Origin of the sequence: Streptomyces sp. NBC_01476 (genome assembly GCF_036227265.1) — a bacterium.
Classification (GTDB): Bacteria; Actinomycetota; Actinomycetes; order Streptomycetales; family Streptomycetaceae; genus Actinacidiphila.
In genome coordinates, this window is the sequence record NZ_CP109446.1 from 6,670,549 (window position 1) to 6,682,508 (window position 11,960).

Genomic DNA, 11,960 nt, shown 5'->3' on the forward strand with positions numbered 1-11,960 from the left:
CCTGGCAAATCTCCCATTTCGGCAAGTTCGGGCTTCGGCGTGCGATTCTGCCCCACCACCCGGGCCTTGCCGCAAGCCCCCCCGTGGGCTATAAGTTGAGAGTGGCAAGGAGTGGGTTTTCCTCCGCCACCTGCGGCGCCCGTGACAGCCGGGCGATCTCCCCCGTAAGACGGTCACAGGCCGCGTACGGCGGTTCCGTCCCCGGTCACCCCGGTCAGTGCTGGAAGAGACGCAGGCCGGTGCGGATCAAGGTGATGCCGTGCTCCGCACACGCCGCCGCCACGTCGCCCGAGCGGAGCGAGGCGCCGGGTTCGGCGATCCAGCGGACTCCGTGGCGGGCCGCGTGGTCGACGTTGTCCCGGAACAGCAGAGCGCCGTCGGAGGCGAAGGAGACACCGGAGAGCAGCGCGGACCAGGCGCGCCGCTCCTCGTCGGGGAGTTCGGGCATGGGAGCCGCCAACGAGGCCGCCAGCCGCAGGTGTTCGTCGGGCGTCAGATCGCCCTCCGCCCGCCGGACCTGCCAGTCGGCCCGCTCCTGACGCCGTACCTCCGGCGCGAACTCCATGGCCTGGAGCGCCGGATGGCGCCGCAGCCACCAGGTGGCCGCCTTCGCGCCGGCCAGTCGCGTGCCGTCCACCCGGGACGGCTGCCCGGCCCCGATCCCCAGGGTCACCCCACCGCGTACGTAGCAGACCGCGGTGGACCGGGCGTGGCGCACCACGGCAAGCCCGAGCAGCAGATCCTCGGCCGCCGACGGCGGCAGCGGTTCCTGTCCGCACACCACGTCGCCGAGCAGGTCCGCGGTCAGCGGCACTTCGTCGCGGGCCTGGGTCAGCCGCAGCCCGTACAGCTCACGCTCCTCCAACCGCGGTGGTACGTACGCCGGGTCGGCCACCAGGACCAGGAAACGTCCCCGCTTCTTCGCGCTGAGCGCGCCGACCGTGCCGGGCTCGTACCCCGGCGCGATGACTCCGTCGCACACCACCCGGGCCAGCAACTCCGCCAGTTCCGCGTCGACCGGGTGCGAGAGCGCCGCGAAGTCGCCGTGCGACGACCTGGGATCGGCGTCCCGCGCGCGGACGTACGCACTGGCCAGCGGACTCGCGATGCCCTGGGCAGGGTCGAAACCGTAGAACTGCGCGGTCGGCCCGTCCACCGGTCCGGCCAGCGCCGCACCCGCCGGGGAAACGTGCTTGAACGACGCCGCCACCGGCCGCCCCAGGGCCTCGGCCGCCTCCCGCACCAGCCGCCAACCACTCAGCGCGTCCAGCAGGTTGAGGTACGAGGGAGCGCCGTTCAGCACCCGCAGCGGCCACTCGCCCGGGATCACCGGCTCGGCGTGAGCGCCGCCCTGCTGGGGATTGAGTCCGTACCGCAGCTCCACCGGGCCTCCACAGCCGCTCTGCCCCGCTGATGCGAGGCGCCCAGGCGGTCGACGCTCATCCGGACTGCGCGGGCCGCTCCCCGGTCCTCCGCCCTCGCAGGTCGCGGCCGACTCTACCCGCCGCCTGCCACCGGGCGGCCCCGCGGATCAGCCCCGGCCGGCCCGCGGCGCCCACGCCAGGCACCCGAGGGCGGCAAGGCAGGTCAGGGTGCGGGCGGCGTTCCAGCGCACCCACGCGGACGCGAACCTCTCGCGTACCGCCGCCAGGTCGCGGATCCGGTCCGGCTCACCGGCCGCCGCCAGCCGGTCGTTGAGCGGCACGCTGACGCCCATCGTGATGAGCAGCGAGACCGCGTAGAGCACGACGCCCGCGACGATCCACGGCAGGGCGGGCCGCCCGTCACCCCGCCAGTGCAGCGCCGCCGCCAGCGCGCCCAGTACGAGCGCACCACCGAAGGCGAGGCCGAACCACCCGTTCAGGATCGAGACGTTGATGCGCTGCATCGCCTCGACGAAGGTCCGGTCGGCGGAGCGGCCCAGGCCGGGCATGACAGCGACGGAGAAGGCGAAGTACAGGCCGGCCATGAGGCCCGTGGTGAGCGTGGCGGCCAGCAGGACGAAGGCGCGGAGTTCGCCGGTCATGGCAATTCCCTTGGTACGCGGGCGAGTCGGGGACGAGGCGGCAGACCGCCGGGGCACCCGGCGGCGGTGTCGTCATGCCATCGAGTACAGCCGTCCGGCCGGCGCCCCGGCCATCGTCGAAAAGCTCACGCCCATACGCGAGCGTCCAGCCTAGGCTGGAGGCATGGACGCGCTGGCGAACCTGCTGGACGGTCCGCGGGCCCGCGGCGCCTTCCTGCTGCGGTCGATCCTCACTCCGCCCTGGGCGGTGAGGATCGAGGACCGCGCGCCGCTGACCCTGGTCCACCTGGTGGACGGCGACGCCTGGGTGGTCCCCGACGACGGCGTGCCGGTGCGGCTCGCGCCGGGCGACATCGCGGTGATCCGCGGCCCGGAGGCGTACACCGTCGGCGACGACCCGGCGCGCGAGCCGCAGATCGTCGTCGGGCCGGGCCAGGTCTCCGCCGACCTGCGCGGCGGCCTGCTGTGCGACGCGATGGACCTCGGCGTCCGCACCTGGGGCGACGACCCCGAGGGCACCGCCGTGCTGATCAGCGGCACTTACCAGCTGGGCGGCGAGGTCAGCGGACGGCTGCTGTCCGCGCTGCCGCAGATCCTGGTGCTGCCCGCCGGCGCCTGGCACAGCCCGCTGCCCGGACTGCTCCGCGAGGAGATCGTCAAGGACCAGCCCGGCCAGGACGTGGTGCTCGACCGGCTGCTTGACCTGCTGCTGATCGCGGTGCTGCGGGCCTGGTTCTCCCGGCCGGAGGCGAACACGCCGTCCTGGTACGCCGCCCAGGGCGACCCGGTGGTCGGGCCGGCACTGCGGCTGCTGCACGACGACCCAGCGCACCCGTGGACGGTGGCCGCGCTCGCCGCCAGGACCGGGGCGTCCCGGGCCGCACTCGGCCGGCGGTTCACCGAACTCGTCGGCGAACCGCCCATGGCCTACCTCACCAACTGGCGGCTGGCGCTCGCCGCGGACCTGCTGCGCGAGCCGGACGCGACGATCGCAGCGGTGGCCCGCAAGGTCGGTTACGGCAGTCCGTTCGCGCTCAGCGCCGCGTTCAAGCGGGTGCGCGGCGTCAGTCCACGGCAGCACCGTGAGGGCGCGGCGGCGTCCTGACCGGCAGATCCGTTGTCCACAGGGGAACCCGGCGGCCGGCGGCGGACTGTTTAGGGTGGCTGCATGAAGGACTGGGACCTCCGCGAGCGGCACGTGCTGCGTACCCCCGACGAGACGGGGTTCATCACCGCCGCGACGCGGGGGACGAGGGGGACGAGGGGATGGCGATGACGGAGCAGAGCGGGGCAGGAGCGGCCGGCGCGGGTGCGGACGGGGTGAGCACGGCGCTGACCTCCTTCACGGGGGACGCGCGGCCCTACGGCGGGGGCGATCCCTACGCGGACTACCGGTCGGCGGAGCTGCCCTTCGCCGGCCTGGCGGACCTCGCCGACCGAAGGCTGGGCGCAGGGGTGATCGCGGCGAATGACGAGTTCTTCGCCGAGCGGGAGAATCTGCTGCTGCCCGGGGCCGCCGTCTTCGACCCCGAGCGCTTCGGCCACAAGGGCAAGGTGATGGACGGCTGGGAGACCCGGCGCCGCCGTGGCCGGTCCGCCGACGTCCCGCACCCCGAGGAGGCCGACCACGACTGGGCACTGGTACGGCTCGGGGTGCCCGGGGTGATCCACGGAATCGTCGTCGACACCGCCCACTTCCGGGGCAACTACCCGCAGGCCGTCTCGGTCGAGGCCACCTCCCACTCCCTGTCCGCCGCGCCGGAGGACCTGCTGGACGCCGGCACCGAGTGGACCGAGGTCGTCCCCCGCACACCGGTCGGCGGCCACGCGGCGAACGCCTTCGCGGTCCGGCTGGAGCGCCGCTTCACCCATCTGCGGCTGCGCCAGTACCCGGACGGGGGCGTCGCCAGGCTGCGGGTCCCCGGCCGGGTCGCCCCCGACCCCGGCTGGCTGGCCGAACTGGGCACCTTCGACCTGGTCGCCCTGGAGAACGGCGGCACCGTCGAAGACGCCTCCGACCGCTTCTACTCGCCGCCCGAGCACACCATCCTGCCCGGGCGCTCCCACCGGATGGACGACGGCTGGGAGACCCGCAGGCGCCGGGACAGCGGGCACGACTGGATCGAGTACCGGCTGGCCGAACAGGGCGAGATCCGGGCCGTCGAGATCGACACCGCCTATCTCAAGGGCAACTCAGCGGGCTGGGCGTCCCTGTCCGTACGGGACGGCGCCGACGCGCCCTGGGTCCCCCTGCTGCCCCGGGTCCGGCTGCAGCCCGACACCGTCCACCGCTTCCTGGTCAACCAGCTGCCCGCCACCCACGCCAGGCTCGACATCCACCCCGACGGCGGCATCTCCCGGCTCCGCCTGCACGGCTCCCTCACGGTGGCGGGCGCGGCGCGGCTGGCGAAGCGGACGGAGGAGATCAGCTAGCACGCGGGGGTCCGGCGCCGGCGTCCGCGGGGGCGCGCCGCCGGACCCCCGCGGCAGCCCCGCGGACGGGATTCCGCCGGGATCAGGGGCGGCGGGCGACGACGATGATCTCGCGGCTGGCGCCGGTGACGGGTCCGCGCATCCAGTCCCCGTAGTGGGCATCGATCTCGAAACCGGCCTCGGCCAGCAGCGCGTCGAGGGCGGCGGCATCCAGGAAGCGCAGGGTGGCGTGGTCGGTGCGGAGCACGGTCCCGTCCGGCCGGGCGGTCGTCCCGTGGAAGGTGACCAGGTCGCCCGCGACCGAGTCGACCTCGTGCCAGACCCGCAGGGGACCGCCGGTCGGGTGGGTGAGCTCGACGACGTCGGCGGGGTCCGACCGGTTCCACCCCTCCCAGGCGCGCGCCTGGGGGTGGCGCGTCTCGAAGGCGAAACGCCCGCCCGGGCGCAGCGCGGTGTGGACGGCGGCGAGCGAAGCGCGCAGGTCGTCGTCGCTGATGAGGGATTGGAAGGCATGGCCCGTCATGATCGCCAGCTCGAACTCGGCCGTCCACGCGGCGCCGGCGGCGGTGCCCTCGACCCACTCGATGCCGGTGTGCCGCCGGGCCCGGTCGAGGGCGGCGGTGTCCGGGTCAAGGCCGACAAGACGGCCGCGGTGGCCGTGATCGCGGGCGAAGGCGAGCATGGCGCCGGTGCCGCAGCCGACGTCCAGGACAGAGTCCGCGGCCGTGATCAGCTCGTTGTAGTAGGCGTCCCCCGGCTGGTGCCCGGGGTCCCACGGGTTCAGCAGGTCGTACAGCACGGCTGCGTCGGCGTCGGTGAACACGGGCGGCTCCTCGGTCAGTCGGTCAGGACATGGGCGGCGCCGAGGGAGCGGGCGAAGGAAGCCGGCCCCGCCACCGGCCACTGGTGGCCTGGCGTGCCGGAGACGTCCTCAAGCCAGAGGACGAAGGAGCCGTCGGGGCGTTCCGTCCGGTCGAGCAGGCGGGGGCCTTCGATACCGGCGTCGGCGAAGGCGGTGGCGGTGGCGGTGGCGGTGAGACCTTCGGCGTAGGCGAGGGGTTCACGGCGCCAGTGGTTCCAGTACCGGGGGTCGGGGAGGCCGGGAGGAGACGGGGCGGGCGTCACTGGGCGCCGAAGAGCGCCAGCAGTTCCTGCTTGCCGAAGACGCGGGCGGTGTCGATCGCGGACGGGGCGCCCGCGCTGGGGTCGGCGCCGGCCTTCACCAGGGCGGTGATCACGTCCTGCTCGCCCTTGAAGACGGCGCCCGCCAACGGGGTCTGGCCCCGGTCGTTGGCGCGGTCCGGGTCGGCGCCGCGGTCCAGCAGTGCCTGGACCGCCGCGGCGTGGCCGTGGTAGGCGGCGAGCATCAGCAGGCTGTCGCCGCGGTCGTTGGTGAGGTTCGCCGAGACGCCGGCGTCGACGTAGGCCGCCAGCTGGGCGGTGTCGCCCTGCCGGGCGAGGTCGAAGAGGCGGGTGGCGAAGGCGATGAGTTCGGGATCGGCGTCAGGGCCGTCAGCCGGATTCTGGCCGGGGGTGGGCTCGGTCATGGACTCCACCCTACGCAGGGCAGCGACCGTGGAAAAAGGAGATGACGACGCGGCGCGTGGGGCCGTCACCGATCCGGATGTCGAGGGGCACGCAGGCCCGGCCGTCCCCGGCGACGAAGACCGTGCCGCGGAAGACGGTGCCGCCGCCCGGGCAGCCGTGGAAGGTGACCGCGGGGGCCGGGGTCAGGCCGTAGCCGATGCCGTACTCCAGGCCGGCGCTGGCCCGCTCCTCGGCGCCGACGGTCATGGTGACCAGCACGGCGCCCATGATGTCCGGGTTGACGGGATAGTGCCAGCCCTCGGAGTTGTGGATGCCACGGGCGGTCTGGTCGCCGGCGGCCAGCGCGCCCAGGCCGTGCCAGGTCACCGGCCCGACCGTCACGTCGTCCTTGGAAGCCGGGGGCCGGACAGGGTCGGTGAAGGCAGGGGAGGCGGGGGGCGCGGGAGGAACCGGGGACGCGGGGGACGTGGAGGAGGGCGGATGACCGCCGCCGGATCCGGCGGCGGTCCCGGGCGGCGGGTAGGTGGTGCCTTCGATGCACTCCACCGGCCGCGGGTGGGTGATGCTGCCGATCGGTGGCGGCGGCGAACCGGCGATCGGCGGGGCGGAGGCCGCCGCGTCGGACTTGGCTCCTGTCGTGCATGCCGCCAGTAACGCCAGAGCGCCGGCCGCGACCGCGGCCGACCGCCATCCCCGGCGCCATCGACCTGACATGGGCATCCGCATACGCATCACCCCTCCGTCAGGACGGTACGTCCTCAGCCGAGCGGCGGCCAGACCACCAACTGCCGTACAAGATCGGGATCTCCGGTCACCCGCAGCGAAGGGCCGTCCCAGGCGAGCCGGCGGTAGAGGCTGAGCAGCAGATCACCGGCCGGTCCTGCGAGGACCGCGCCGGCCGCCGGACCCCCGCCCGGTCCGCCGCGCACCACCGAAGCTCCGGTGGCGTCCAGGATCAGCGTCCACGCCGGACCCTCGTCGGCGGCCAGCACCACCCGGGCGGGGGCGTGCGGCCAGCCGTCCATCATGGCGAAGCCGACGTGCAGCATCTCGTCGAGCGCGTCGACCGCCAGCGCGGACGGCAGCGGTTCCGCGGCGTCGGCGGTCTCCTGGGCGTCCCGGGCGTGCACCGCCGCCTCCTGCATCTGGTGCCGCGCCACCGCGCCCGAGGTGGCCGGGGTGGAGGACTCCGCCCACCAGGTCCAGCAGCCGGCGTCAGGGCCCGCGGTGCGCAGCGCGTCCAGCAGGACCGCGGTCGAACCGGCCGACCACTCCAGCAGGTTGTCCACCGGCCCGGGGTTCGCCGGCCGGCTGTCCCGCACCGCCTCCTGCGCCGGCGGCTGCCCCGCCGGGCCCGCCGCCACCGCCGCCGCCCAGAACCGCTGCACCCCGCCCAGATGCGTCACCAGGTCCCGCGCCGTCCAGTCCGGGCAACCCGGCACCCGCGCCGGCGGATCCGCCGCCAGCGACGCCTCCGCCGCCCTGCGGAGCGCGGCCGACCGGTCCTCGATCAGCTCCAGCCACTGGGGGTAGGTCAGTACGGGGGCGGGGGAGTGCGAAGTCGTCATGCGGTCCGTTGTAGCAGCGGTGGCCGACAGTCGGCCGGAGCGCATCTGCGCTGCTCCGCCCGGTCGTTGCCGGTGCGGGCGCTCACCGGTACCGGACAGGGCCGGGCACCGCACGGAGCCGCCGGCCGGTTCCCTGGGTTCTGCCCCATCCTGACGCCCGCGCTCTCTGGTCAGCCGGCCGGGAACCCTGTTCCATGGTCATCACCGGCCGCCGCGGTGAAGGCGGCCTCCGGCGGCAGGATGAGGTGGCCTTGGCTTCGATGGCGACGACCGTGCGACGTACCGCTGTGACCCTCCCGGCAGCTCCGCTCGGACCGGAGAACCCGCTGCCCGCGCTCCGCCCGCTCGACGAACCCCACCACCTCGACCCCGCCGAACGCGCCGGCCTGCCCCCTGACATGGCCCGCGGGCTCGGCTACGCACCGCTGCGCTCGGTGCTGCCGGTGCGGGTCCTCGACGGTTACGGACGCGACCGCGCCACCGCCCGCTTCGACGCGCTGGTGATCGAGAACGACCGGGTCCGCGCCACCGTCCTGCCCGGCCTCGGCGGCCGGCTCCACTCGCTGTTCCACAAGCCGACCGGCCGCGAACTCCTCTACGTCAACCCGGTGTTCCAGCCCGCCGACCTCGCGCTGGCCGGCGCCTGGTTCTCCGGCGGCGTCGAGTGGAACCTCGGCGCCACCGGCCACTGGTCCCTCACCTGCGCCCCGTTGCACGCCGCCCGCGTCCCCGCCCCCGACGGCGGCGAGATGCTGCGGCTGTGGGAGTGGGAGCGGCTGCGCGACCTGCCCTTCCAGATCGACCTGTGGCTGCCCGCCGGTTCGGACTTCCTCCACGCCGGCATCCGGGTCCGCAATCCGCACGGCCGCACCGTCCCGACCTACTGGTGGTCCAACATCGCGGTGCCGGAGACCGAGCGCACCCGGGTGCTCGCCCCCGCCGACGCCGCCTGGCACTTCGGCTACCGCCGCACCCTCAGCCATGTCCCGGTCCCCGTACCGGGACCCGGCGCCCCCGACGTCACCTGCACCACCCGCCCGGAACACGCCGCCGACTACTTCTTCGACATCCCCGCCGGCGACCGCCGCTGGATCACCGCGCTCGACGGCGACGGCCGGGGCCTCGTGCAGACCTCCACCGACCACCTCCGCGGCCGCAAGCTCTTTCTCTGGGGCCATGGCCGCGGCGGCCGCCGCTGGCAGGAGTGGCTGACCGCACCCGGCACCGGCGGCTACCTGGAGATCCAGGCCGGCCTCGCCCGTACCCAGCTCGAACACATCCCGATGCCCGCGGAGTCGGAGTTCTCCTGGCTGGAGGCGTACGGCCCGCTCACCGCCGACCCGGCCGCGGTGCACGGCGCCGACTGGACCGCCGCCCGCGGCGAGGCCGCCCGGAGCCTGGAAGCGGTGCTCCCGCGGGCGGCCGTCGAGGCCGCCTACGAGAGCTGGCTCGGCTGCGCGGACACCGACCCCAAGGACATCCTCGCCACCGGTTCCGGCTGGGGCGCCCTGGAGACCGAGCGCGGCCGGCACCACCTGCCCGGCACCCCTTTCCCCGCCACCACCCTCGGCGCCGCCCAGCAGCCGTGGCGGGAACTCCTGCGGACCGGCGTCTTCCCCTGCCCGGTGGCCGGCGCCGCCCCCGGGCCCGGTCCGGTCTCCCCGTACTGGCGTGACCTGCTGGAGTCCGCGGACACCCGTCCGGGCGACGAGTGGTTCCGCGACTACCACCTCGGCATCGCCCAGTGGGCGGCCGGCGACCGCGCCCAGGCCGTCCGCAGCTGGGAACGCTCGGTCGCCGCCCACCCCTCGCCGTGGGCGCTGCGCGCCCTGGCCGTCGCCGAGGCCGTCGCGGGGGACACCGGGCGGGCTGCCGAGCGCCATCTGGCGGCTTACGACTGTCTGCTGGAGACCTTCCTGGGTGGCGCCGGGGGTGCCGGGTGGACTGAACCGGCCGAGTGGACCGGCGACACCGCGGAAGCCGCCCGGACCGTGCAACGCGCCCTCGTCCGGGAGGCGGTGCCCGTCCTGCTGGCCGCCGGCCGCCCCGACGACGCCGACCGCGTCCTCGCCGGGCCCGCGGCTGGCGGCACCGCGCCGCTGGACGGTGGCCGGATCACACTGCTGCGGGCCAGGACCGCGCTCGCCCGGGGCGACGCGGCCACCGCCCGGGCCCTGTTCGACGACGGATTCGCCGTGGCCGACCTGCGGGAAGGAGCGCGTGAACTCGGCGAGACCTGGTACGCCGTCGCCGAACTCCTGGTGGCCGGCGACGGCCCGGTGGACGACGCCGTGCGGGCCCGGGCCCGCCGCGAACACCCGCTGCCCGCCGCCTACGACTTCCGGATGGGCCCGGACGACTGAGGGCCGGCGCCCGGGTGACAACAGGGGACAGGCAGCCGGCCGGTCACACCGCGAGCAGCTCCGCCCGCTCGCGGTCCGTCAGTTCACCCGGCCGGCGGCCCTCCCGCGCGAAGAGACCGGCGACCCGCTGCAACTCCTCGTTGACCGGCACCGGAACCCCCACCCGGCGGCCCAGCAGCACGATTTCCCCGTTGAGGTAGTCGGTCTCGATCGAACCCGTGCCGCGCATCAGGCTCTGCCACGACGAACCGAGACCGCGCCGGCCCATCGGCTGCACGTCGAGCTTCCCGTCGCGCATCCGGGCGGCCTGCTCGTCATCGGTGTACGCGATCCCCGCCGCGTCCAGTACCGCCCGGCCCTCGGCCTGGGCCCGCCGCGCCACGTCGAGCGCCGGCCCCTCGCCGGCCCCGTGCACGAGCGTGCCGAAGACCGCCTCCACGGCGTTGGCCAGATTCCCCAGCAGCTTGGCGTACTTCCACGCCATCACCGCGTCGCTGACCGGCGCCTCGAAACCCGAATCGTTCAGATCGGCCGCGATCGCCCGTGTCGTGTCGTCCGCGCCCGACGGATAGCGGCCCAGGTGCAGCATCCCGCTGAGCGGCGCGCACGGCGCCCGCACCACCCCCGGCTCCAGATGCGTGCTCGGCAGCCAGACGCACATCGCGTGCACATCGGGGAAGCGGCGCAGCGCGAGACGCTCGTTCTCCACCCCGTTCTGCGCGCACACCACCGCCGGCCGGTCGCCGTACGAGGCCCAGGCCGACAGGACGGCCGCGGTGTCCTGCGTCTTCACCGCGAGTACCAGCACGTCGTCCCGGCGGGGCGTGAGATCGTCCGGGCCCGCGGCCACCGGGATCGGCAACCGCAGTGTCCGGTCCGGCAGTTCCAGGCGCAGCCCGCGCTCCCGCAGTACCCGCTCGTGAGCGCCCCGCGCCACCAGGACCACGTCGTGCCCGCTGTCGAAGAGCCGGCCGCCGATCGTGCCGCCGACCGCCCCTGCCCCGATGATGACGTATCGCATACCGGTCACCCTCGCACACCCCGTCCGGCCGGCCGGAAGCGGCTGCCCACGGGGAAGCCTGCCGGGAGACCCGGCAGGAATCGTGCCGGGAAAACCGGCGCCCGCCTGCGTACAACCGGGTCAGGGCGGTGCGGCTGCGCGGTGAGATCTCGCAGGGCGTCGTCTGCCGCCCCGCCGCGCTCCAGAGCGTCGACCTGGCGCGGGCGGCGGCCGGGGGAGAGGAACTCCGCGGCCGGGCGATCGCCAAAGTGGTCAGCGACGCCTGTCTGACCCGCAAGGGCGGCACCGAGTACGAGTGAGCCGGGCGCGCGCCGCCCGGGCCGGCGCAGCGGGCCGCTCAGCTCTCCAGCCGGGCGCGGAGCCGTGCCTCCGCGTCCGGCCACTCCGTCGCGAGCATCGAGAAGTAGACGCTGTCCCGCCACGTCACCCCGTCCGACCGCAGCCGGTGCCGCCGGAAGACGCCCTCCCGCACGGCCCCCAGCCGGACGATCGCCTGCTGCGAGCGGACATTGAGATGGTCGGTCTTCCAGCAGATCCGGCCCATGCCGAGCGTGTCGAAAGCGTGCCCCATGAGCAGCAGCTTCGTCTCGGTGTTGACCGGGGTGCGCCAGTGCGCGCGCCCGTACCAGGTCCAGCCGATCTCCAGCCGCTCGTCCACCGTGCTCACATCGTGGTACGTGGTCCAGCCGACCGCCCGGCCGCCGGCCCGTTCCCGTACCGCGAAGGCCAGGCCGCCCGCGGCACGGGCGGCAGCGGCCACCCGGCCGGCCAGTTCCCGCAGCTCCTCCTCGGTGGCGGGCGGCTCGGCGGGCAGCCACCGCCACACCTCCTCGTCACCGCCGCCCGCGGCGAAGAGGTCCGCGGCGTGGGCGGACGGGTCGAGGGGTTCGAGGCGCACGAAACGGCCTTCGAGGGCGGTGGGAGCGGGGCTCTTGGCAACCATGGCCGCACCGTAGTCGGCGGGCCACCGCCGGGGTCAAAGCGTTTTCACCGCCCGGACG

Annotated in this window: 13 protein-coding genes; 4 read left to right on the forward strand and 9 right to left on the reverse strand. The window is 74.7% G+C overall.

Going from position 1 to position 11,960, the window contains the following annotated elements:
* Positions 1–214: 214 nt before the first annotated feature.
* On the reverse strand, positions 215–1,384 hold the full coding sequence (locus tag OG552_RS29145; protein WP_329137950.1) for a phosphoribosylaminoimidazolecarboxamide formyltransferase: 1,170 nt from the start codon (positions 1,382–1,384) through the stop codon (positions 215–217).
* 147 nt (positions 1,385–1,531) lie between these two features.
* Positions 1,532–2,026, reverse strand: coding sequence for an anthrone oxygenase family protein (locus OG552_RS29150; protein WP_329137952.1), 495 nt, complete (start codon positions 2,024–2,026; stop codon positions 1,532–1,534).
* 163 nt (positions 2,027–2,189) lie between these two features.
* Here OG552_RS29150 and OG552_RS29155 point away from each other — a divergent pair, with 163 nt between their 5' ends.
* Complete coding sequence (locus OG552_RS29155) at positions 2,190–3,131, forward strand: AraC family transcriptional regulator (RefSeq protein ID WP_329137954.1); 942 nt, start codon at positions 2,190–2,192, stop codon at positions 3,129–3,131.
* Positions 3,132–3,298: 167 nt separating this feature from the next.
* Positions 3,299–4,459, forward strand: a complete 1,161-nt coding sequence (alc, locus tag OG552_RS29160; RefSeq protein WP_329137956.1) for an allantoicase — start codon at positions 3,299–3,301, stop codon at positions 4,457–4,459.
* An 82-nt stretch (positions 4,460–4,541) separates the two neighbouring features.
* Here alc and OG552_RS29165 read toward each other — a convergent pair whose 3' ends face one another.
* The 5 genes from OG552_RS29165 to OG552_RS29185 are packed head-to-tail and all read right to left on the reverse strand — an operon-like array spanning position 4,542 to position 7,575.
* Positions 4,542–5,282 carry a class I SAM-dependent methyltransferase gene (locus OG552_RS29165; RefSeq protein ID WP_329137958.1) on the reverse strand — a complete coding sequence of 247 codons (741 nt, stop codon included), beginning with the start codon at positions 5,280–5,282 and terminating at the stop codon, positions 4,542–4,544.
* A 14-nt stretch (positions 5,283–5,296) separates the two neighbouring features.
* Complete coding sequence (locus OG552_RS29170) at positions 5,297–5,584, reverse strand: hypothetical protein (RefSeq protein ID WP_329137960.1); 288 nt, start codon at positions 5,582–5,584, stop codon at positions 5,297–5,299.
* Positions 5,581–6,006 carry an ankyrin repeat domain-containing protein gene (locus tag OG552_RS29175; RefSeq protein WP_329137961.1) on the reverse strand — a complete coding sequence of 142 codons (426 nt, stop codon included), beginning with the start codon at positions 6,004–6,006 and terminating at the stop codon, positions 5,581–5,583. Before OG552_RS29175 ends, OG552_RS29170 begins: the two co-directional genes overlap by 4 nt.
* A gap of 10 nt (positions 6,007–6,016) precedes the next feature.
* Positions 6,017–6,721 carry a hypothetical protein gene (locus OG552_RS29180; RefSeq protein ID WP_329137963.1) on the reverse strand — a complete coding sequence of 235 codons (705 nt, stop codon included), beginning with the start codon at positions 6,719–6,721 and terminating at the stop codon, positions 6,017–6,019.
* Positions 6,722–6,765: 44 nt separating this feature from the next.
* Positions 6,766–7,575, reverse strand: coding sequence for a maleylpyruvate isomerase family mycothiol-dependent enzyme (locus OG552_RS29185; RefSeq protein WP_329137965.1), 810 nt, complete (start codon positions 7,573–7,575; stop codon positions 6,766–6,768).
* A gap of 260 nt (positions 7,576–7,835) precedes the next feature.
* Between OG552_RS29185 and OG552_RS29190 the strand changes: the two genes are divergently transcribed.
* Positions 7,836–9,938 carry a DUF5107 domain-containing protein gene (locus tag OG552_RS29190; protein ID WP_329137967.1) on the forward strand — a complete coding sequence of 701 codons (2,103 nt, stop codon included), beginning with the start codon at positions 7,836–7,838 and terminating at the stop codon, positions 9,936–9,938.
* 43 nt (positions 9,939–9,981) lie between these two features.
* On the opposite strand, the gene OG552_RS29195 is transcribed toward OG552_RS29190, so the two are convergent.
* A complete protein-coding gene (locus tag OG552_RS29195; RefSeq protein WP_329137969.1) occupies positions 9,982–10,959 on the reverse strand; it encodes a ketopantoate reductase family protein in 978 nt (325 codons plus the stop codon).
* Between the two features lie 128 nt (positions 10,960–11,087).
* On the opposite strand from OG552_RS29195, the gene OG552_RS29200 reads away from it, so the two are divergent.
* The gene (locus tag OG552_RS29200) at positions 11,088–11,258 is read left to right on the forward strand and encodes a hypothetical protein (protein ID WP_329137971.1); all 171 of its coding nucleotides are present in this window, start codon (positions 11,088–11,090) and stop codon (positions 11,256–11,258) included.
* A gap of 38 nt (positions 11,259–11,296) precedes the next feature.
* On the opposite strand, the gene OG552_RS29205 is transcribed toward OG552_RS29200, so the two are convergent.
* Positions 11,297–11,902 carry a GNAT family N-acetyltransferase gene (locus tag OG552_RS29205; protein ID WP_329137973.1) on the reverse strand — a complete coding sequence of 202 codons (606 nt, stop codon included), beginning with the start codon at positions 11,900–11,902 and terminating at the stop codon, positions 11,297–11,299.
* Positions 11,903–11,960 lie beyond the last annotated feature (58 nt).

What these genes read in the sequence shown, in the direction of transcription:
- OG552_RS29185 (WP_329137965.1), bottom strand. Translation starts at nt 7,575, where the DNA reads ATGACGACTTCGCACTCCCCCGCCCCCGTACTGACCTACCCCCAGTGG.
- OG552_RS29155 (WP_329137954.1), top strand. Translation starts at nt 2,190, where the DNA reads ATGGACGCGCTGGCGAACCTGCTGGACGGTCCGCGGGCCCGCGGCGCC.
- alc (WP_329137956.1), top strand. Translation starts at nt 3,299, where the DNA reads ATGACGGAGCAGAGCGGGGCAGGAGCGGCCGGCGCGGGTGCGGACGGG.
- OG552_RS29150 (WP_329137952.1), bottom strand. Translation starts at nt 2,026, where the DNA reads ATGACCGGCGAACTCCGCGCCTTCGTCCTGCTGGCCGCCACGCTCACC.
- OG552_RS29205 (WP_329137973.1), bottom strand. Translation starts at nt 11,902, where the DNA reads ATGGTTGCCAAGAGCCCCGCTCCCACCGCCCTCGAAGGCCGTTTCGTG.
- OG552_RS29180 (WP_329137963.1), bottom strand. Translation starts at nt 6,721, where the DNA reads ATGTCAGGTCGATGGCGCCGGGGATGGCGGTCGGCCGCGGTCGCGGCC.
- OG552_RS29190 (WP_329137967.1), top strand. Translation starts at nt 7,836, where the DNA reads ATGGCGACGACCGTGCGACGTACCGCTGTGACCCTCCCGGCAGCTCCG.
- OG552_RS29175 (WP_329137961.1), bottom strand. Translation starts at nt 6,006, where the DNA reads ATGACCGAGCCCACCCCCGGCCAGAATCCGGCTGACGGCCCTGACGCC.
- OG552_RS29195 (WP_329137969.1), bottom strand. Translation starts at nt 10,959, where the DNA reads ATGCGATACGTCATCATCGGGGCAGGGGCGGTCGGCGGCACGATCGGC.